17 protein-coding genes are annotated in these 20515 nt (G+C 74.3%); 9 read left to right on the top strand and 8 right to left on the bottom strand.

The annotated features are described in order from the left end of the window. Positions 1–44 precede the first annotated feature (44 nt). The 3 genes from AC1VWI_RS10405 to AC1VWI_RS10415 all read left to right on the top strand — a co-directional run bounded on the left by AC1VWI_RS10405 (position 45) and on the right by AC1VWI_RS10415 (position 4237). Positions 45–881: an MOSC domain-containing protein gene (locus AC1VWI_RS10405; RefSeq protein ID WP_499510684.1), complete on the top strand. Its 837-nt coding sequence runs from the start codon at positions 45–47 to the stop codon at positions 879–881. Between the two features lie 133 nt (positions 882–1014). Then, positions 1015–1623 carry an Rv1733c family protein gene (locus AC1VWI_RS10410; RefSeq protein WP_499510685.1) on the top strand — a complete coding sequence of 203 codons (609 nt, stop codon included), beginning with the start codon at positions 1015–1017 and terminating at the stop codon, positions 1621–1623. Positions 1624–1789: 166 nt separating this feature from the next. Beyond that, a complete protein-coding gene (locus AC1VWI_RS10415) occupies positions 1790–4237 on the top strand; it encodes a right-handed parallel beta-helix repeat-containing protein (RefSeq protein WP_499510686.1) in 2448 nt (815 codons plus the stop codon). Here the strand turns inward: AC1VWI_RS10415 and AC1VWI_RS10420 are convergent. Then, positions 4207–6507: a hypothetical protein gene (locus tag AC1VWI_RS10420; RefSeq protein ID WP_499510687.1), complete on the bottom strand. Its 2301-nt coding sequence runs from the start codon at positions 6505–6507 to the stop codon at positions 4207–4209. The two genes, AC1VWI_RS10415 and AC1VWI_RS10420, sit on opposite strands and share 31 nt — an antisense overlap. Positions 6508–6756: 249 nt before the next feature. Here AC1VWI_RS10420 and AC1VWI_RS10425 point away from each other — a divergent pair, with 249 nt between their 5' ends. Both AC1VWI_RS10425 and AC1VWI_RS10430 read left to right on the top strand, forming a co-directional pair. Continuing rightward, a complete protein-coding gene (locus AC1VWI_RS10425; protein WP_499510688.1) occupies positions 6757–7620 on the top strand; it encodes a DeoR/GlpR family DNA-binding transcription regulator in 864 nt (287 codons plus the stop codon). 25 nt (positions 7621–7645) lie between these two features. Continuing rightward, on the top strand, positions 7646–8122 hold the full coding sequence (locus tag AC1VWI_RS10430) for an SRPBCC family protein (RefSeq protein ID WP_499510689.1): 477 nt from the start codon (positions 7646–7648) through the stop codon (positions 8120–8122). A 26-nt stretch (positions 8123–8148) separates the two neighbouring features. On the opposite strand, the gene AC1VWI_RS10435 is transcribed toward AC1VWI_RS10430, so the two are convergent. The 3 genes from AC1VWI_RS10435 to AC1VWI_RS10445 form a co-directional block, all read right to left on the bottom strand. Beyond that, positions 8149–9339 (bottom strand): hypothetical protein, encoded by a 1191-nt coding sequence (locus AC1VWI_RS10435; RefSeq protein ID WP_499510690.1) that lies wholly within the window; start codon positions 9337–9339, stop codon positions 8149–8151. Positions 9340–9429: 90 nt separating this feature from the next. After that, positions 9430–10830, bottom strand: a complete 1401-nt coding sequence (locus tag AC1VWI_RS10440; protein WP_499510691.1) for a GlnX family signal transduction membrane protein — start codon at positions 10828–10830, stop codon at positions 9430–9432. Between the two features lie 93 nt (positions 10831–10923). Continuing rightward, entirely contained in the window at positions 10924–12021 is a 1098-nt protein-coding gene (locus AC1VWI_RS10445; protein WP_499516764.1) for a PLP-dependent cysteine synthase family protein, read from the bottom strand. A gap of 158 nt (positions 12022–12179) precedes the next feature. On the opposite strand from AC1VWI_RS10445, the gene AC1VWI_RS10450 reads away from it, so the two are divergent. Both AC1VWI_RS10450 and AC1VWI_RS10455 read left to right on the top strand, forming a co-directional pair. Beyond that, positions 12180–12488 (top strand): hypothetical protein, encoded by a 309-nt coding sequence (locus tag AC1VWI_RS10450; RefSeq protein ID WP_499510692.1) that lies wholly within the window; start codon positions 12180–12182, stop codon positions 12486–12488. A 189-nt stretch (positions 12489–12677) separates the two neighbouring features. Continuing rightward, entirely contained in the window at positions 12678–13235 is a 558-nt protein-coding gene (locus AC1VWI_RS10455) for an ATP-binding protein (RefSeq protein ID WP_499510693.1), read from the top strand. 64 nt (positions 13236–13299) lie between these two features. On the opposite strand, the gene AC1VWI_RS10460 is transcribed toward AC1VWI_RS10455, so the two are convergent. From AC1VWI_RS10460 to AC1VWI_RS10470, 3 genes are read right to left on the bottom strand one after another with little or no spacing between them, the layout of a single operon-like run. Next, on the bottom strand, positions 13300–15876 hold the full coding sequence (locus AC1VWI_RS10460; protein ID WP_499510694.1) for an ABC transporter permease: 2577 nt from the start codon (positions 15874–15876) through the stop codon (positions 13300–13302). Further along, entirely contained in the window at positions 15873–16643 is a 771-nt protein-coding gene (locus AC1VWI_RS10465) for an ABC transporter ATP-binding protein (protein ID WP_499510695.1), read from the bottom strand. The genes AC1VWI_RS10460 and AC1VWI_RS10465 overlap by 4 nt, the downstream gene beginning before the upstream one ends. Further along, positions 16640–16948: an SHOCT domain-containing protein gene (locus tag AC1VWI_RS10470; protein WP_499510696.1), complete on the bottom strand. Its 309-nt coding sequence runs from the start codon at positions 16946–16948 to the stop codon at positions 16640–16642. Before AC1VWI_RS10470 ends, AC1VWI_RS10465 begins: the two co-directional genes overlap by 4 nt. Positions 16949–17096: 148 nt before the next feature. On the opposite strand from AC1VWI_RS10470, the gene AC1VWI_RS10475 reads away from it, so the two are divergent. After that, positions 17097–17993: a DUF2797 domain-containing protein gene (locus AC1VWI_RS10475; RefSeq protein ID WP_499510697.1), complete on the top strand. Its 897-nt coding sequence runs from the start codon at positions 17097–17099 to the stop codon at positions 17991–17993. 30 nt (positions 17994–18023) lie between these two features. Here AC1VWI_RS10475 and AC1VWI_RS10480 read toward each other — a convergent pair whose 3' ends face one another. Then, entirely contained in the window at positions 18024–19247 is a 1224-nt protein-coding gene (locus AC1VWI_RS10480; RefSeq protein ID WP_499510698.1) for an ROK family protein, read from the bottom strand. 17 nt (positions 19248–19264) lie between these two features. Here AC1VWI_RS10480 and AC1VWI_RS10485 point away from each other — a divergent pair, with 17 nt between their 5' ends. After that, positions 19265–20503 carry an MFS transporter gene (locus AC1VWI_RS10485; RefSeq protein WP_499510699.1) on the top strand — a complete coding sequence of 413 codons (1239 nt, stop codon included), beginning with the start codon at positions 19265–19267 and terminating at the stop codon, positions 20501–20503. The last annotated feature ends 12 nt before the right edge of the window (positions 20504–20515 follow it).

Below are 20515 nucleotides of genomic sequence, written 5' to 3' on the forward strand. Positions count from 1 at the left end.
GGTCCCCGCCGACGGGTGACCGCGCCGCCTGGCACGATGGCGGAATGACGACTCCGACGCCGACACCACGCCTCAGCTCACTGCACGTCCACCCCGTCAAGTCGCTCGGTGGACAGCGGTTGTCCGAGGCACTGGTGGAGCCGTGGGGGCTCGCCGGAGACCGCCGGTGGATGCTCGCCGACGCTGCGGGACGATGCGTCACGCAGCGGGAGCAGCCCCGGCTGGCCCTGGCACGCGCGGAGTCGTCCCCCGGTGGTGGGCTGCTGCTCACCGCCCCGGGGATGCCGTCGCTGGACATCGACGCACCGGGACCGTCCACGACGGTCCCGGTGCACATATGGGGCGACAAGGTGGAGGCCGTGCCCGCGGGAGACGCGGCCGCCGCCTGGTTCAGCACGTACCTGGGCGCGGAGGTCACCCTCGTCCACCTCGACGACCCGGCCCGGCGCCGCCCGGTCGACCCGGACTACGCGCGCCCCGGTGAGACCGTCAGCTTCGCCGACGGTTTCCCCCTGCTCGTGACGACCGAGGCCTCGCTGGCCGCCCTCAACGCGCTGATCGCCGCGGGCGACCACCCCGGCGAGGGCCCCCTTCCGATGGACCGCTTCCGTCCCAACGCCGTCATCGCGGGGACCGCTCCCTGGGCCGAGGACACCTGGGCCCGGATCCGCATCGGGGAAGTCGAATTCCGCGTCGTGAAGCCCTGTGGGCGTTGCGTGGTGACGACGACGGACCAGCGCACCGCGGCCCGCGGCCGGGAACCCCTGCGCACCCTCGCGCGCCACCGCAGATTCGGGGGCAGACTGGTTTTCGGACAGAATCTCGTGCCCGTACGACCCGGAACACTCCGGGTGGGAGACGCGTTGTCGAGTATGGAGTGAACGCGTCCCGAGACCGCGGCACGGTCCGGGCACCGGACGGGTGCCGGCGTGAGATGGCCCCCTCCCGCCCGGTCCATGCCGCGCATGTGCCGTGCCATGTGCGGTACTTGGACGGTGAAGGGGGTGCGGCCCGATGGCGGCCACGCACGTGCGGTGGTGGCGTTGGCGGAAGAACAGCCTGCGCCGCCGTTCCGACGTGTTCGAGGCCTGCGCGGGGGTCGCGGCGGGCTGCGCCATCGTCCTGGGGGCGCCGGCCGCGGGGCTGGTCGCCGGGCTGGCCGTGGACCACTCCCTCCAGCACACCGTCGGCGTCGAGCACGCCACCCGCATCGAGGTCGGCGCCGTGGTGCTCAAGGCCGGGCCACGCGAGGCCGCCGACCCCGACCCCGAGTCCGGCCACGTCCGCGAGGAGCGCCGGGACGCCGTGGTCCGCTGGACCGCTCCGGACGGGCAGGTCCACACCGCCCAGGTGCGCGTGGCCGCCGCCCACGACAAGGGCGACCACCTCACGATGTGGACCGACAAGTCCGGTGCCGTGCCCGTGCCCGCGCCCCTGGACGCCCGGTCCGCCACCACGCATGCGATGCTCGCCGGGATCGGCACCTTCCTCGCCGCGAGCGTGCTGGGGTTGATGGGGCGCCAGGTGCTCATGTGGCAGTTGATGCGCCGCAGGCTCGCGGAGTGGGAGCGCGAGTGGGCCGCGGCCGGGCAGAGCTGGGGCCGCGCCGGGGCGGGCGGCTGACCACGCCGGATACGTACGCCGGTGCCACGGATCATCCGCAATCGGCCTCATCCGCCCGGTTCCATCAGGTGATCCATCAGCATCGGGTGCTGGCGCGCGCCCGGCGCGCGCTACCGTTGAGGCCCCCAGGTCGGCGCAGTGCAAGAGGACGGGGCAGAGCATCTCCATGGCACAGGGCGTGGTTCAGGTGACGCACACCAGCAGCTCGCGGTGGCGCCGCCGCACAGGAGAGTACGAGAGCCTCGCCGCGGCCCTGGAGGCGGCCGCCGAGGGCGACGTGCTCTCGGTCAACCCCGGGACCTACCGGGAGAACCTCGTCGTGGAGAAGGCCATAACGCTCCGCGCCGCCGAAGGGCCGGGCTCCGTCCGCATCGCCCCGCCGGCCGGTGTCGCGCTGACCGTACGGGCCGCGGCGACGGTCCAGGACCTCTCCGTCGAGGGGCAGGACACCTCCGCGGCCGCGCTGCTCGTCGAGGGCGCCGCACCCGAACTCACCGGACTGCGGGTCAGCACGCGGTCCGCGGTGGGCATAGAGGTCCGCGACGGGGCGCGGCCGACCGTGCGCCGCTGCACCGTCGACAACCCGGCCGGGCTCGGGATCAGCATCCTGGAGGCCGCGGGCGGGCTGTTCGAGGACTGCGAGGTCGTGGCCGCGGGTCAGACCGGCATCTCCGTACGCGGCGGAGCCTCCCCGCGGCTGGAACGCTGCCGGGTCCGCAACGCGTCCGGCGCGGGACTCGCCCTCACCGGTGAGGGCACCGTGGCCGAGGCGGTCGGCTGCGAGGTGTACGAGGTCAAGGGCACCGGTGTACAGGTCGCCTCACGCGCGGCCGGCCATCTCACCGAGTGCCAGGTGCACCGCACCACCGGCGACGGCATCACCCTGGACACCGACGCCGTCCTGACCCTCTCCGACTGCGACATCCACGACATCCCCGAGAACGCCGTGGACCTGCGCTCCCGTTCGGTGCTCACCCTCACCCGCACCACGGTGCGGCGCTTCGGCCGCAACGGCCTGTCGGTGTGGGACCCGGGCACCCGGGTGGACGCCAACCAGTGCGAGATCCACGACAGCCACGGCGACTACCCGGCGGTCTGGGTCAGCGACGGGGCGGCCGCCGTCCTCGACTCCTGCCGCCTGCACGACGTACCCGACGCCTTGTTCGTGCTCGACCGGGGCTCGCGCGCCGACGTGGTCGACAGCGACATCTCCCAGGTCCGCAACACCGCGGTCTCGGTCAGCGACGGCGCCACCGTGCAGCTCGACGACTGCCGCATCCGCGAGGCCTCCACCGGTGCCTGGTTCCGTGACCACGGCAGCGGCGGCACGCTGTCCGCCTGCACCATCGACGACACGGCGACCGGGGTCATCGTCACCAAGGGGGCCGATCCCACGCTGGAACGGTGTGTCGTGACCAACCCGGCCGAGGCCGGGTTCTACGTCTCCGCGGGCGGCCGCGGGACCTTCACGGGCTGCCGGGTCACGGGCAGCCGGGGCTACGGCTTCCACATCATCGACGGCTGCCGCTCCACGCTCACCCGCTGCCGCACGGAGCGCTGTGCGCGCGGCGGCTACGAGTTCGCGGAGCCGGGCCCGGTGACGGAGGACTGCACCGGGGACCAGAGCGGTGAGCGCCGCACCGTGCCGGAGTCGTCGTCGGGTGTGCCGGCTCCGGCGGGCGAGCGGCAGCCCGCGCCCACGTCGTTCGGGCTGCTCGGCGGACTGCCCGTGGCGCCGACCAGCACCTCAGGGCCCGCGGCCGTGCCCGCGCCGGCCCCGGCCCCGGCCCCGGCCGGGGACACCCGTCCCTCGGACGAGGTGCTGGCCGAACTCGACGCGCTGGTGGGCCTGGAGAACGTCAAGCGCGAGGTGCGCTCCCTGATCGACCTGATCGCGGTGGGCCGCAGACGCCGCGAGGCCGGCCTCAAGGCCCCCTCCCCGCGCCGCCATCTGGTCTTCACCGGCTCCCCCGGCACGGGCAAGACGACCGTCGCACGGCTCTACGGCGAGATCCTGGCCACCCTGGGCGTGTTGGAGCGCGGCCACCTGGTGGAGGTGGCCCGCGTCGACCTGGTGGGCGAGCACATCGGCTCGACCGCCATCCGCACCCAGGAGGCCTTCGAACGCGCCCGCGGCGGGGTGCTCTTCATCGACGAGGCGTACGCCCTGGCCCCCGAGGACTCTGGCCGGGACTTCGGCCGGGAGGCCATCGACACCCTGGTGAAGCTGATGGAGGACCACCGCGAGGCGGTCGTGGTGATCGTCGCGGGCTACACCGCGGAGATGGAGCACTTCCTGTCCGCCAACCCCGGTGTCGCCTCCCGCTTCTCGCGGACCATCACCTTCGACGACTACACCCCGGTCGAGCTGCTGCGGATCGTGCGGGCCCAGGCCGAGGAGCATGAGTACCAGCTCTCCGAGGACACCGGCGAGGCGCTCTACAAGTACTTCACCGCGATCCCCAAGGGCCCGGCCTTCGGCAACGGCCGCACCGCGCGGCAGACCTTCGAGGCCATGGTCGAGCGCCACGCGGGCCGGCTCGCCCGGATCAGCGAGCCCAGCCACGAGGAGCTGCAGTTGCTCTACCCGGAGGACCTTCCCCCGCTGCCCTGACCCTGCCCGGGCAGCACCCCCTCCACGTTGCGGTACAGCCAGCGCAGCAGCGCACCGCGCTCGGCCGCGAAGGCCGGGTCGGCCTGGTAGTCGAAGTGGGTCAGCAGGGGCGCAGGCAGCGGGTGTTCCTCCGTCCTGCCGTACGCCGCAGGATCGGGCAGCGGCGCCCGGTCGACCGGTGGCCCGGGCTCGTCGAGGTGCACCGGCCCGCCGATCGGATCCGTACGCCGCCACAGATTGCGCCAGGCGTGCAGCTCGCCGTGGAGCGAGGTCAGCGCGGGGGGCCCGAAGTAGGCGGGGAACCAGCGCCCGTACAACCGGCCCAGCGGCGAGCCGTAGGTGAGCAGGGCGATCCGCGCCCGGGTCGCCGGATCCAGCTGCCAGACCGCCGCCGCGGCCAGGACGCTCCCCTGGGAGTGCCCGGAGAGGATGATCCGGCCGTGGTGGGCCCGCGTCCAGGTCGTCATGCGCCAGGTCAGGTCCGGCACCGCGCGCTCGGCGTAGCAGGGCGGTGCGAAGGGGTGCGCGGCGCGCGGCCAGAAGGTGCCGACGTCCCAGAGGATGCCGACGGTGCGGCGTGCCCCGGCGTCGCGGTAGGCCCTGCGGCCGAGCGCGATCAGGGCCACCACCCCGGCGCCGACCAGCCAGGAGCCCAGCGCCTGGGCGGTCTCCGCGACCGTGCCCACCCATCCGGGCGGGTCGGCCCCGGCCTGCCCGGGGACGGCACCGCTCAGCCAGGCCCCGGCGAGCGCCCCCGCGCCCAGCAGGAAGGCCACCGTCCCGATGACCCCTATGAACAAGGCGGCCTGATCGGTGAGTTCGGCCCTGGCGCGGGCCAGGGCGATCTGGCGGCTGCGCGCCGGCTCGTGCTCCTCCCCCGGATAGTCGGACTCCACCTTCGGCACCAGCGCCCGCGTCCGGCGCAGCAGCCTCCTGCCGCGCACGACGACCACCACGGCCAGCACCAACAGCAGCAGCGGGATCGCCGATGCCTGCCAGGACAGCAGCACGGGCGGCCCGGCGACGGCTCCGTCCCCGCTGCCCGGGGTGGCCCCGCGGTCCAGCCAGTCCGCGACCCGCTGGGCGATCCCTCCGGTGAGCACCCCGCCGAGCGAGCACGCGAGCAGGGCCACCGCCGGCCCGCCGAGGCCTCGCAGCTCCGCCCGCCCGTCACCGGAGCGGTGCATCAGATGGGCGACGCATGCCAGCACCACGAGCAACAACCCCTGTGCCAGGGCGAGCCAGCCGAAGGCCTCCCCTGCGGGCAGCCGCCCGCCGGCGTTCCATCCCGGCCGGTGCCAGCAGGCGTATCCGGCCGTGGCCAGCAGCGCGGCGGCCGTACCGCCCAGCATCGCCCGGGCGAGCCGTGGGTCCAGGGCCTCGTCCGGCGCGTGCTCGCTGCGTCCCATGCCGCAGGTCACGGCGATCGCCGCGACCGCCAACCCGGCCAGGGCGCCCGTCAGCAGCCAGCCGACCGCGGCGAGTATCCGGATCCCGCCGACGTCCATGTCCCGTTCGAGCGGCGGGACGACCAGGGCGACCGCGACCGTGAGCAGCCCGGCCGCCGTGTGGGCCGCACGGAGCCTGGCGACCAGCCGCCGCCCGTACCAGAAGCCGCGCCGGGCCAGCGGCGTGACGTCCGGCCCCTCCGGCTCTTGCGGATGGGGGCCCGGCAGGGGCCGCTGGGACTCGTAGGCGTACCAGGTGCGCCGGGAGAGCCACCACAGCAACAGGGTCAGCCCGACGGGCAGCGCGGCCCCGGCGGCGATCCGGCGCCCCGGCTCGCCGGCGGCGAGGAACGACAGCCAGCTCTTCCCGCCCGCGCAGGCCGCGTTGCCCGCGCACTGCCAGGCCACCAGGTCCATCGCGACCTCGCAGGCCGCCGCCACCAGCAGCACCGTCAGCGACAGCGCCAGCAGCCGCACCAGCACGTCGTACGCCCGGTCCAGGCGCGGCCGGGAGACCGGCGGCCGCATCCAGTGGGCCAGGTTGGCCACCATGAAGGGCAGCAGGAGCAGCCACAGCGCACGACTGCCGTCCCCGGACGTCAGATTGCACCAGGAGTAGGCGTCGGGCACCGGGCCCTCGCCGTACTCCTGCGGCCGCCGCTCCGCGTCGGCGTCGTCGGCACGCCGGTAGATCCCGGCGGTGTCGTCACCGCAGACGCGCGTGATGCGCGGGTCGTTGAGCATCGTCTGCGGCGTCGTCCCGCCGACGCCGTGGACCAGCAACTCCAGCGCCAGTTCCGTCCTCACCGTATCCGACCGCATCGCGATCGCCTCCCCGTACTTTCCCCGTGACGCGCGTACGGCATCGCGCGTATTCAGAATCGGGCACACGTACCAGTACTGGACAGAGGTGTTCACGAATGCCACCCGAACGTGTCACACGCGGTACGTGTGGGACCGGTCACCCCGCGCCCTTCGTCCCCCGTCCGGCGGGGGCGGTCGTGGAAGGATGGCGAGACTGCCGGTCCGGGCAGCATCGGGATCACATCAGAGGATGGGACGGGACCTCGGGTGAGCGACAACCAGAACCTGCTCGCGGAACAGCGGCGTGCGCTGATCCTGGACGAGGTCCGGCGCCGCGGCGGGGTCCGGGTCAACGAGCTGACCCGGAAGCTGAACGTGTCGGACATGACCGTCCGCCGCGACCTCGACGCGCTCGCCCGTCAGGGCGTGGTCGAGAAGGTCCACGGCGGCGCCGTGCCGGTCGCCCCCGCCAGCAGCCACGAGCCGGGATTCGAGGCGAAGGCGGGCCTCGAACTCGGGGCCAAGGAGGCCATCGCCCGCGCCGCCGCCCGCCTGGTCACCCCCGGCAGCGCCATCGCGCTCACCGGCGGCACGACGACGTACGCCCTGGCCCAGCACCTCCTCGACGTGCCCGACCTCACCGTGGTCACCAACTCCGTCCGCGTCGCCGACGTCTTCCACTCCGCGGCCCGCGGCGCGGGCGGCGGCCGCGAGGGCGCCGCGACCGTCGTCCTCACCGGCGGTGTGCGCACCCCCTCGGACTCCCTCGTCGGCCCCGTCGCGGACCGGGCGATCGGCTCGCTCCACTTCGACCTGCTCTTCCTCGGCGTCCACGGCATCTCGGTCGAGGCCGGCCTGTCCACCCCCAACCTCGCCGAGGCGGAGACCAACCGGCGCTTCGTCCGCTCCGCACGCCGGGTGGTCGTCATCGCCGACCACACCAAGTGGGGCACCGTGGGCCTGAGCTCCTTCGCCACCCTGGAGGACGTGGACACCCTCGTCACCGACGCGGGCATCCCCGAGGTGCTCCGGGCGGAGATCGCCGAGCACCTGTCGGACCTGATCGTCGCCGGCGAGCCCGCGGAGGCCGAGCCGGGCGGCGCCCTGCGCGAGGGTCCCGCAGACAACTGACGGTTCCTCAACTACCGTACGGCCCATGACCCGCCGACTGCGCCCCACACGTCAGGTGGACCTGGGCTTCCTCGCCTCGGCGCCGCTGCGTCTCGTCTTCGCCGCCGACGTCACGGCACCGCCCGACGCCGTGCACGCCGCGCTCGCCAAGGACACCGCGGGCTGGACGGCGTGGTTCGGCGCCGTCACGGCCGCCGTGCCGACCGCCACGGGCCGCACGATCGGGCTCCGGGGAGGAGTGCGTTTCGAGGAGACCGTCCTCGCCGACGAGCCCCCGCGGCGCTTCGCCTACCGCGTCGACGCCACGAACGCCCCGGGCCTGCGCGCCCTGCTGGAGGAATGGGCGCTCTCCCCCACCCCGGCCGGCGGCACCCACGTGCGCTGGACCTTCGCCGCCGACGGCCCCCCGCCCCTGCGCACCTTCCTGCTCCTGTCCCGCCCGGGCCTCGGCCTGTCGTTCCGTTCCGCGGTCCGCTCGCTGGACCGCCGGCTGACCTCCTGAACGGGCCGCCCGGCGGGGCCGGGGCCTCAGGTACGGGAGACGGTGCCGCAGCCCTCTGACCCCGTCCGCCCGGCCGTGAGGTCCCTGCTGCGGTCGTAGGGATCGACGGTGGGCCCCGACCGACCGGGGTCGTCACCCGGCGAGGCGTCGGAGGCGAACTGCGGGTGGAGCCAGCCGTCGTGGACGGAGCAGGCCGTGTTGGCGACGTCGTCGACGTACAGGGTGATCGCGAACTTGCCGGGGGTCACCCGGTAGCGGGACGGGTCGGGGAACTCAACATCCAGGATGCGGCGGATGATCGTCCGGGCGACCTCGGTGGACCCGGGCTCCGCCTGCACCAGGGGGTACACGAAGGTGTAGTCGGCGTGGACGACGACTGCGCGGTCCTCGCCCTTCGCGAAGGTCATCCGGCCGCGGGTCTTGACCACGTCTCCCGCCAGGGCGACTTCGGAGGGCTTGAAGCGCACCGCGAGCCGGAGCGGGTCGTTCTTCCCGGTCGGCTTGCGGAAGGCCGTCTCGAACCGGGTGCGCAGTTCGCGCTGACTCGGATCGATCATCCCCAGGGCGGCGTCAGGCCGTTCGCCCCGCAGCGTCGCGGGGTCGAGGTTGGTGTCGACCAGGTACGCCTTGACGTTCTTGAGGGCGGCCTTCACCTGCGCCGACGTCATCCAGCCGGCCGACCGCGCCTTCGGCGGGACGATCCCTGCGGCGCCGTCGGCGTACTGCTTCGCCGGGGAGCCGGCGAACGGGTCCTCGAGCGTGGGCGTGCCGGGGAACGCCTCCTTCGACGGGGCGCCGGTCGGCCGCGCGGTCTCCACGGGGAGCGGCGAGGGGTCCGGGGCCGCGCTGCCGCGTATCGCGTCCAGCGCCCAGCCCGGGTTCAAGGCGAACAGCAGGACCCCGACGGCGACGAGGACGCCGACCAGCCCGAGCCACCGGCGGCGCCGGTGGCCGCGCGCCTCGACCGCGTAGACCGCGGGGCCCGTGCGCCAGCCCTCGGGCTGCGCGGGCGGCGGGTTGCCGCGCCCTTTGCGCTTGGTGCGGCGCGCCGCCTCCGCGTCCTGCTGCCGCAGTCGCTCGGTGACCATACGGGCCCGCGCGGAGGGTTCCTTGGGCGCCGACGCACGGATCTCCGCCTCGCTGTCCTGGACGAACCGCTCCCAGATGTCGTCGGGCACGGAGGGGACGTCGTCGGGGGGCGGCGGAGTGGTGGTCACCGGAAGCTCTTTCACAAGATCGGACTGACAGGCCTTTCTATAACCGAACGCAGTTTCCCCACAAGCCCCGTCGGCCCCGGGACCACCGCCTCACCGGTACTCCGCGAGCCGCGGCCGCACACCGACCACGACGAGGGCCGCGGCGATGCCGAGGACGCCCGCAGGAACGGCGGGCCAGCCGTCGAGCGCGGAGCGCGCGGCGTCCGTGCGCACGGTGAAGTCGGCCTGCTGGTCCTGCGCGAGGACGTCCAGGGTGGTCGCGAAGTCCCAGAAGTCGAACCCCACCTCGCCGCGCCCGACGTCCGTGAGCACCACGGCCGCCTCGTCGATCCGCTTGCCGGCCATCAGCTCGACGAGCTTGCGGTCGTCGGCGCGGAAGTGCCCGTAGCGCTCGTTGACGTCGGCGTACGCGGGACGCTCGTCCGCCGCGGCCCAGCCGTCGGGGCCCAGCAGGCCGTCCAGCCGCCGGTTGAGCGCGTCGAGTTCGGCGCGCTGCTGCGGCTCGGCGCCGTTGACGAGCCAGCGGCTCTGCGTGGCGGCGGCCTCCGCGGCGACGGCGCGGGCCTGTGCGAGCCGGGACCAGGGGCGCAGTCCGTCCCGGGTCCCCGCGTCGAGGTCGGCGGCGGCGCCGGTGAAGGAGAACACGCCGGCGAGGGTGACCCCGAGCGCCGCGGCCGTGGCGGCGGCCAGCGCGGGATTGAGGACCCGGCGGTAACGGCGGGTCAGGTCCCGCTGCCACCACAGGAGTACGGCGACGGCGACCAGGCCCAGGAGCCCCACGGCCACGGCCGAGCGCACGGCGGCGTCCTGCGCGGTGCGCGACGCCGCCGTGGCCTGCACGTCGTAGGCCTGCGCCAGGGTCGCGACCTTGGGCAGCAGGTGGCCGTGCATGATGTCGCCCGCCTCGGCGGAGAAGGCGACGGCGACCGCCGGCGGGTGGCCCGCGGCCCGCTCGTGGTGCTGCTCGTCGACGTAGGCGGCACGGCCGCTGGCGTCGTCGTAGCGCCCGAGCAGGTCGAGGATGCCGCGCACCTGCGCGGCATGGGCCTCGTCGCCGCCGAGCTGCCGGAGCAGGTCGCTGGCCTGGGCCCGGCGCTGCTGGGCGGTGATGAGCGCGAGGAGGCGGTTGCCGACCGACACCTCGGGGTCGTCGACCGCGTGGCCGGGCACCAGCTGGTTGGCGCGCTGGGCGTCCAGATCGGCCAGGGCGAAGCGGAGTTCCGCGGTGACGGCGGCGCGGTGCGCGGAGGTGTCGCGCAACCGCTCGGCGTCCGACCGTACGGTGACGGCCCCGACGACCACGGCGAGGCACAGGGCGAGGACGGCCACCAGCGCGGCGGTCGCCTGGACAACCAGGCGCGCCGGGGGCGGCATGCGCCGGCGCCGCGCCCGGACGGGCGGTACCGGCGCCCGGCGCACCGGCGGTGCGGACGCACCGGGCGCGGGGGACGGCGGCGCGACCGCCGGAGGCGCGACGTGAGAGATCGTCATATCCGGACGCTAAGAGCGCCCGTGGAAGGGAAGGCGGTACTCCGGCGGACTCCTGGTGACCACGACGTAACAGAACGGAACGGGCGGGCCGGGTCAGTCCGGCCAGCTCCCCGCCGTCAGGAAGGCGTCGATGGTGACGGCGTACGGCGTGACGTCCAGGCCCTGTTCGGCGACCCAGGCATCGGAATAGTACTTGTCCAGGTACCGGTCGCCGGGGTCGCACAGCAAGGTGACGACACTGCCCGTGCGGTCCGCCGCGACCATCTCCGAGACGATCTTGAAGGCGCTCCACAGGCCGGTGCCCGTCGATCCCCCGGCCTTGCGCCCGATGGCCGCCTCCAGGGCGCGGACCGCCGCCACCGACGCCGCGTCCGGCACCTTCATCATCCGGTCGATGGCACCGGGCACGAAACTCGGCTCCACCCTCGGGCGGCCGATGCCCTCGATCCGTGAACCGCGGTCGCAGCACACGGAGTCGTCGCCGCTCACCCAGCCGTCGAAGAAAACCGAGTTCTCCGGGTCCGCGACGCACACCAGGGTTTCGTACTGCATGTAGTGGATGTAGCGGGCGATGGTGGCCGAGGTCCCGCCGGTGCCGGCGGTGGCCACGATCCACGCCGGGCAGGGGTTCCGTTCCAGGCGCAGCTGCTGGTAGATCGACTCGGCGATGTTGTTGTTGCCGCGCCAGTCGGTGGCGCGCTCGGCGTAGGTGAACTGGTCCATGTAGTGGCCGCCGGTCTCCTCCGCGAGGCGGGCGGAGACCTCGTAGACCGTCCGCGGGTCGTCCACCAGGTGGCACCGGCCGCCGTGGAACTCGATCAGCCGCTGCTTCTCCCAGCTGGTGGTGCGCGGGATCACGGCGATGAACGGCACGCCGATCAAAGCGGCGAAGTACGCCTCGGACACCGCGGTCGAACCGCTGGAGGCCTCGATGACGGGCTTGCCCGGCCGGACCCAGCCGTTGCACAGCCCGTAGAGGAACAGCGAACGGGCGAGGCGGTGCTTGAGGCTGCCGGTCGGGTGGGTCGACTCGTCCTTCAGGTAGAGGTCGATGCCCCAGGCGTCGGGGAGCGGGAAGCGCAACAGGTGTGTGTCGGCGGAGCGGTTGGCGTCCGCCTGGACCTTGCGCACGGCCTCCTTCAGCCACCCCCGGTAGTCCGGGTCGGTCCGGTCCACGTCGACGGTGGCCATCGCCTCCGTCGCCCTCGCACGGTCTTCGCGGTCACCCTTCTCGCTGCTGTCCACCTGCGCCGCCTTCCGTTCGCGCCCGTCTCCCGATCATAGGCAGGCGCTGGTGCCACGCCCCCCGGAGCGGGCAGACTTCGAGCGGACGAAGGAGGGGATGCGCCGTGGCCGAAGCGGAGTTCACCGCCACAGGGGTGCGGATCGGACGGCGGCTGCGGTCGCTCACCCGGGGCGGGCAGGTCCTGATCCGTGACGGCCGCCTGGTGCTGCTCACCAGCCGCGGGCGGGAGATCGACAGCGCCCCGGTGGAGGACGTCCACGCCCTGACCCCGCGTTTCGCGGTGCGGCGCCGCACCCTGACACGGCTCAACGGCACCGGCTACCTGCTGACCCTGCGCACGCAGGGCACGGCGTCCGCGGGCCGCTTCCTGGACGCCCTGCGCACGGCCCGGGAGCGGGTCGCGCGCCGCTGAGCCGAACGGAACGGCACTCTCCGCGTTCACGGAGTTGCGGTAAGCATCCATCGGGGTGATCCTTGAGTGGCGTCACGGAGTCACTGCAGCAGTCACTCACAGCAATCCCGCAAAGGTGTTCCCATACCATGCGGGCGGGGCATGCCCCGATCACAGGGGCGCGCCCTCACCGCGGAGGGAGTCGCAGCCGTGATCAGCTCAGAAGGCAGTAAACGGCAGTGTGCCCTGGAACTTGAGGCACTGCCGTCCCGGATCCAGCAGGTACGCCGAATCGTCGCCGCTCAACTGCGGTACTGGCGGCTGGACCCCCTGATCGACCCCACTCTGCTGGGCATCACCGAACTGCTCGGCAACGTCCACCGGCACGCCCGGCCGGACAAGCGCTGTTCCGTCGAGCTGAGTTTCGCCTCCGGCTGGCTCACCGTCGCCGTCTCGGACAGCGATCCGCGCCTGCCGCGGGTCCGCGAGTTCGAGCCCCTGGCCACCTGCGGCCGCGGCCTCGCCATGGTCGTGTCGATGAGCGACAGCTGGGGCACGGAGACCGTCAACGACGGTGGCAAGGTCGTGTGGTTCACGCTCCGGGCCGAGGCGACGGTCTCGTCCAGGGCGATGACCGAGCAGGTGTCGGCGGCCGTCGTCCGCAAGGTCGCCCCGCGGACGCTGCCGGTGCTCCCCGAGACGCCGGAGGCCTGGGCCCCGGTACTCGATCGGCTGGTCCCGGCCGCGGCCGAACCGGTGCTGGTCTGACGCGCGGCCGCCGCACCCCCGCAGGGGCACGGCGGCCGTGGCCCCCGGGCCGTCGTCGGCGGAGTCACTCCGCTGCGATGGCCCTCAGTACGTCCAGACGCGCCGCGCGCCGGGCCGGACGCCATCCGGCCAGGACTCCGGCGGCCAGCCCGACCAGCACGACGACCGCGAGCTGGACGGGCGGCACCGCGAAGGCGCTCGTGCCCGCGCCGTCCGACGCCTTGACCAGTGCCCAGCCGAGGAACCCCCCGAGCGCCAGGCCGCCGGCCGTGCCGAAGGCGGCGACCAGGACGGACTCCCAGCGGACCATGGCCCGCAGCTGGCTCCTGGTCTGCCCGACCGCGCGCAGCAGCCCGAGTTCGCGGGTGCGCTCGTGCACCGCGAGGGTGAGCGTGTTGGCGATGCCGAGCAGCGCGATGAGGACGGCCAGCGCAAGCAGTGCGTAGACGAGCGTCAGCATGATGTCCACGCCCGAGGCGGCGGATTGCGCGTACTCCTCGCGGGTCTGCACCTCGGGGTTGCCGTACTGCCGGGCGATTCCTTGGACGGCTGTGCGGCCCTCGTCGAGGGCGACGCCCTTCTTGAAGGCGACGGCGACGAGGTCGTCGGCGTCCTGCACCTTGTGCGGTGCCCAGGCAGCGCGGGTGATGATGTAGTCGCCGCCGAGGCCGGCCTCCGGGTAGACGGCGCGCACGGTGAAGGTCTGGCGGGTGCCGTCGGCGAACGCCAGCACCATGGTGCTGCCCGGCTTCCAGAGGTGCTTGTCCGCTTCCTTGCGGGAGACGGCGATGCCGTCCCGGCCGAGGCCGCTCAGGGAGCCGTCGACGGCACCGAGGTCGAGCACGCGCGTCAGGGCGACAGGGTCGGTGACCGTCAGCTGCCGCCCACCGCCGTCGACTTCGGCGACGCCTCTGCCGAGCCCGACCGCCGTCGCCACCTCCGGCAGCTTCGCCACCGCGGGGGCGAGCCCCGGGCTGAGACCGTTCGCACCCGCACCGAACCCCGAGGCGGTCAGGGCGACGTCGCCGGCGAAGGAGCGGTCGACGGTCCGGTCCATGGTGGCCTTCAGGGAGGCACCGAAGACCGTGAAGAGCGACACGACCGCGACGCCGATCATCAGCGCGGTGGCGGTGGCCGCCGTCCGCTTCGGGCTCCGCAGCGCGTTCCGCCGGGCCAGCGCCCCGGTGGCACCGCGCAGCCGGGCGAGCGGTGCTCCCAGGACGCGTACCGCGTACGAGGCGGCGACCGGCCCCAGGACGACGAACGCGACGACGACCACGGCGGCTCCGGTGGAGGCGAGCCACACCTCCGGCGTGCCCGTCGCGCCCGCCACGGTCGTCGCGGCACCGGCCACCGCCAGCGCGGCCCCCAGCGCCGCCCGTCCGCGCGAGGCACCGGAGTGGTCCACCGCCGTCTCGCGCAGCGCGGCGAGCGGCGCCGTCCGCCCGGCCCTGACGGCGGGCAGCACGGCCGAGCCGGTGCAGACGAGCAGGCCGACGCCGAGCGGTACGGCCATGGCGGTGGCGCCGACGACCAGTCCCCCGTCCGGGAAGGGGAATCCGACGGCCGGGAACAGCGCCTGGAGCCCGGCCGCGATGCCGATCCCGCCGAGGAGCCCGGCGGCCGAGGCGGCCAGCGCCACGGCCACGGCTTCCGTGAGCGTCGAGCCCAGCACCTGGCGCCTGGACGCGCCGAGCGCCCGCAGCAGGGCGTTCTCCCGGGTGCGCTGGGCGACGACGATCGCGAAGGTGTTGTGGATGCTGAAGGTCGCCACGAGCAGGGCGATCCCGGCGAAGACCGTGAGCAGGGTCGTGAACAGCGACAGGAACCGGCCCGAGACCTGGTCGAGGTTCTCGTCCGTGGCCTGCTGACCGGTGATCGCCTCGACACCGTGGGGCAGCACGCCCGCGACGCGCCTCGCCAGCTCTTCCTGGCCGACACCGGATGCCGCGCGCACCTTGATCGTGGACGCCCGGCCGGGCCTCGGCATCAGTTGGCGCTCGGCGTCGGCGCGGGTGAGGCCGGTGAAGGTCGACTGGCCCATGCCGTCCTCGCCGCCGAAGGTCACCAGGCCGACGATCGTCACCCGCAGCGGGTCGGGGGTGCGCAGCACGGTCGTGTCGCCGATGCCCAGCCCGCCCTGCTCGGCCGCGGCACGGTTCACCACTGCCTCGCCGGCGGCCCTGGGGGCGCGGCCCTCGGCAAGGGCGTACGGGTTGAGCCCGGCGTCGTCGATCCAGTTCCCGGCGAGGGTCGGCGGGCCCTGACCGCCGACGGGCTCGCCGTCACGGCCGACGAGTTGGCCCGCGCCCTCGATGCCGGGCGCGACGGCCGCCACTCCGGGCACGGCCCGCAGCCGCGCGACGAGCGCGGTGTCGACGGGTTCGCGGGTGCCTTGTCCCTCCCCGGGGACGGTGACGACGTCGGCGCTGCGGACGACCACGTCGGTGCCGCTGTTGGCGTTTCCAAAGAGCGTGTCGAAGCCGGCGCGCAGGGTGTCGCCCATCACCATGGTGCCGGCCAGGAAGGCGACACCCAGGAAGACCGCCAGGAAGGTGCCGGCGAACCGGCGCTTGTGGGCCCTCAGGGAGGACAGGCTCAGCCGCAGGGACGCGCGGACCGGCCCGGCCGGCGCGCTCATGACGTCACCCGCTGCCGCGGTGCGGTGCCGCGTCCCGCGTCGCGGGCGGTGTCGAAGGCCTTCATGCGGTCGAGGACCTTCTCCGCGCTCGGATCGGGCATCGTGTCCACCAGGCGTCCGTCGGCGAGGAAGACGACCTCGTCGGCGTGGGCGGCGGCGACCGGGTCGTGGGTGACCATGACGACCGTGCGGCCCATCTCGTGGACGGCCCGTCCCAGCAGGCGCAGCACCTCCTCGCCGGACCGCGAGTCGAGGTTGCCGGTGGGCTCGTCGGCGAAGACGACCTCGGGCCGCCCGGCCAGCGCCCTGGCCACCGCCACGCGCTGCTGCTGGCCGCCGGAGAGCTCGCTCGGGCGGTGCCGCAGCCGGTCGCCCAGGCCCACGACGTCGATCAGGGCGGCCACCCACTCGCGGTCCGTCCCGGCACCGGCCAGGTCCTGCGGCAGGGTGATGTTCTCCGCCACGGTCAGGGTCGGCAGCAGGTTGAAGGACTGGAAGACGAAGCCGACCCGCTCCCGGCGCAGCAGCGTCAACTGCCGGTCGCCGAGCGCCCCCAGCTCCGTGTCGCCGATCCAGGCGGTCCCTGAGGTGAGGGTGTCCAGGCCGGCGGCGCAGTGCATGAGGGTGGACTTCCCCGATCCGGAGGGACCCATGATCGCGGTGAACCGCCCGCTGGGGAACCCGACCGTGACCCCGTCCAGGGCACGCACCCGGGCGTCGCCCGCACCGTAGATCTTGACCGCGTCGACGACACGGGCGGCGGTCATCGCTCCCCGCCCTTGGGGAAGCGGCCGAACTGCTCGTCCAGGACGGACAGCCGACGCCAGTACTCGTCCTCGTCGATCTCGCCCGCGGCGAAGCGGCGGCCCAGTACGGCGATCGGCGAGTGCTCGCCGATCGCGGCCCGGGCGTGCCAGGGGCCGCGGCCGAGGCCCCTGCGCCACGCGGCGCGGCGCAGCACGAATGCGACGCCTCCGATGACGGCGGCCCAGATCAGCGGGAAGAACAGGATCCAGGGGCCGGGGCCCCCGTCCCAGTGGTCGGCGAGCGAGGTCAGTGCGTTGGCGTCCATCGCGAATCGTCTCCTTGGTGATGCCGTGGTTTCCCGGCACTACGAGACTGGTCCGCGAGCGGCCGCCGGTCGTCGTACGGTCAGCGGCACCGCGGGTACCACCCGGGGAGTACGGGCGCTGTCGGTGCCTGCGCCTAGCATGCGGATCATGTGGCGATGCACAGGTCTGCGATGGGTGTCCGGGGGGCCGGCGTGGACCTGGTGGCACCCCCGCCACGGCGACCGGCGCAGTCCCGTGCGCCTCGGCGACCCGCTGGCGCTCGCCGTGGAGCCGGGCGCGGTGCGGCAGTGCATGGGCGTGTGGCGTTCAGGGCGCTGGACTCCGTGCCCCCGGGCCGCAGAACTTCCCGCGCGGGCCCGCCGCGACCAGTGCGAGCAGTGCGCGGCACTGGACCGCTCCCGGTCCGTGGCGGCGGACACGCGGCTGGACGACCCCCGGACCTTCGCGGTGTACCTGGCCTGGTTCGGCCCGGGTCTGGGCAAGGTCGGCATCACGGCGGCCGAGCGGGGCAGCGCGCGGCTGCTCGAACAGGCCGCGATCTGCTTCACGTTCCTGGGGCGGGGGCCGCTGATGGCCGCGCGCCGCGCCGAGTCGGTCCTCGGGACGGCGCTGGGCATCCCGGACCGGGTGGCGACGTCCGCGAAGCGTGCCGCCCGCGCCGCGCTGCCACCCGCAGCCGCACGGGTGGCCGGGCTCCGGGCCCTCCACGAGGCGGCGGCCGCGGTCCCCGACTGGCGGGACACACTGACCGCCACCGGGTTCCGACCCGTCGACCACGCGGCCGTCTTCGGCCTGGAGCCCGACGCGCCGCAGGCCACCGCCGCGGTGACCGGGCTCGCCCCGGGTACTGCCCTGGGCGGCACCGTCGTGGCGGTGGCCGGGGGCGACGTCTACCTCCGCACGGCCGGGCCGGCCGGCGGTGTCCTGCTGCTCGACACGCACCTGGTGCCGGGATGGCCGCTCACCGCGTCGGCGGAGGACCTGCCGGCCCCGCCCACGAAGGCACTGCCGCAGGCCACCGAGCCTCCGGAGCCGTTGTTCTGACGGTGCGCCGGCGACTGCCGGAGGTGGACCTCAGGCGCCGAGCGCCGTGAGCGGGTCGTCCAGCACGGGCTGCCAGGCCAGTTCCGCGGCCCCGACGAGGCTGTTGTGGTCCAGGGCGCAGGCGAGCAGCGGGATGCCGCCGCTGCGCCCCCACAGGCTGCGTTCGGCGACGACGGCACGCAGCCGTCCCGGGTCGGCGTCGAGCAGCCAGCGGTGCAGACCGCCGAGCAGGATCCGGTCGGGGTTGAGGACGTTGACCAGTCCCGCGAGTCCCTGGCCGAGGTGGTCGATGAGGCTGTCGGCGGCGCGCCGCACCGCGGGGTCGTCGTACTCCTCGCGGAGCAGGGCACGGCACTGGTCGGGCAGCGAGCCCTCGGGGCCGGGGATGCGGACGGCGGACTCCAGGAAGGCGAGGGGGTCCACTTCGACGTCGAGGCAGCCGCGGCTGCCGCAATGGCAGGGGCGGCCCTCGGGGTTGACCGTGAGGTGGCCGACCTCCAGGGCGAGTCCGGCACTGCCGGTGTGGAGCTTGCCGTGCAGGACGAGCGCACCACCCACGCCGCGGTGGCCGGTGGCGACGACCAGCAGGTGCTCGGCTCCCTGCCCCGCACCGTGCCGGTGCTCGGCGAGCGCGGCGACGTTGACGTCGTTGCCGACGAAGCACGGCGGCGGCGCCCCGTTGGGGGCGATGATGCCCGACCGCTCGATCTGCTCGCGGAAGATGTCCAGGACGGGTGCGCCCGCGGGCCAGGCGAGGTGCAGGGGGTTGAGCGCGGCGCCTTCCGGCTCGGCGACGGCGGAGGGCACGGCGAGACCGGCGCCCGCGCACGCCCGGCCGGAGGCGCGCAGCAGCTCCGCGCCGGCCTCGACGACGGCACCGAGGACCCGGGCGGGGTCCGCGGGCACGGTCATGGTGACCGGAGTGGACGCGAGGATGTGGCCGCCGAGTCCGACCAGGGCGGCGCGGAATCCGTCGGCGTGGATCTGCGCGGCGAGGACGACGGGCCCCTCGGGGTTGACGGCGAGCCGGTGCGAGGGCCGGCCCTGCGCTCCGGCGGGTCCGCCTGGCCGGGTGTCGACCCGGATCAGGCGCAGTGCCTCCAGCTCGGCGGCGACGGCCCCCGCGGTCGCCCGCGTCACGCCGAGTTCGGCGGTGAGCACGGCGCGGGTGGGGGCACGCCCGGTGTGCACGAGCGCGAGCGCGGGGCCGAGCGCACCACGGCCCCGCTCCAACCTTGTCCGAGTCTGGGTCACAGTCCTATTCTCACTTTGTGCCGAGCCTAAACAAAATACGGAGCGTACTCGCCCGGCAAGATCGCGCAAGTCCGCCGCCCCCGTTGCGGCGCCTGCGTGTCGCCTTGACCGCGTTCTTCGCCCTGGACGGATTCGTCTTCGCCGGCTGGGTCGTTCGCATCCCCGCCGTCAAGGAGCAGGTCGGCGCCTCGGCCGGAGCGCTCGGCCTCGCGCTGCTCGGTGTGTCGGCGGGGGCGGTCGCCACCATGATCCCCAGCGGGCGGCTGTGCCGGCGCTTCGGGGCCCGGCAGGTGACCGTCGGCACTGGCGCCGTCCTGTCACTGGGCGTCGCGTTGCCCCCGTTCACCCACTCCCCCCTCGCCCTCGGTCTCGTTCTGCTCCTGCTCGGCGTGGGCTTCGGCGGCATGAACGTCGCGATGAACAGCGTCGCCGTCGACCTGGTGGCCGCTCTGCGGCGCCCCATCATGCCCGGTTTCCACGCGGCGTACAGCCTTGGCGGACTGGTCGGGGCGGGCGTCGGCGGACCACTGGCGGCGCGGCTGACGCCGGCCCAGCACCTCGTCGGCGTGGCGGTGTTCGGGCTCCTGGCCACGGTGCTGCTCGGGCGGCTCCTGCTCGGACCCGCCGTCCCCCGTACCGCGGAGCCCGCGGATCCCCCGGGCGTCGCCATGGAGGGTGCGCACGACGGGGCGCGTCAGGCAGGCGCCCGGCGGATGGTCGCCGTTTTCGGCCTGATCGCGCTGTGCACCGCATACGGCGAGGGAGCGCTCGCCGAATGGGGTCCGCTCCACCTTCAGGAGGACCTGCACACCGGTCCGGCCCTCGCGGCCACCGGATACGCCGCCGTCGCCCTCGCGATGACCGTCGGACGCCTCTCCGGCACCGCCCTCCTGCTGCGGCTCGGCCCGACCCGGGCGGTGGTGCTGGGCGGACTGACGGCTTGCGCCGGGATGCTGCTGGGGGCGTTCGGTCCCGAGGTCTGGCTCGTCCTGGCCGGTTTCGCGCTCACCGGGCTCGGGCTCGCCAACGTCTTCCCCGTGGCCATCGGCCGGGCCGGTGCCCTCGGCGGCCCCGGCGGTGTGGCCACCGCCTCCACCCTGGGGTACGCGGGCTTCCTGCTGGGGCCACCCACGATCGGCTTCCTCGCCGACGCCTTCGGGCTGCCGGTCGCGCTGACCACGGTCGCCGCGCTGGCGGCGGTGGCCGCCGTGGTCGCGCACACGACCCGGCACGCGTCCGCGGCCGCCGGAGTCTGACGCGTCGCATCC

This window comes from Streptomyces sp. TOM-9 (assembly GCF_056858595.1).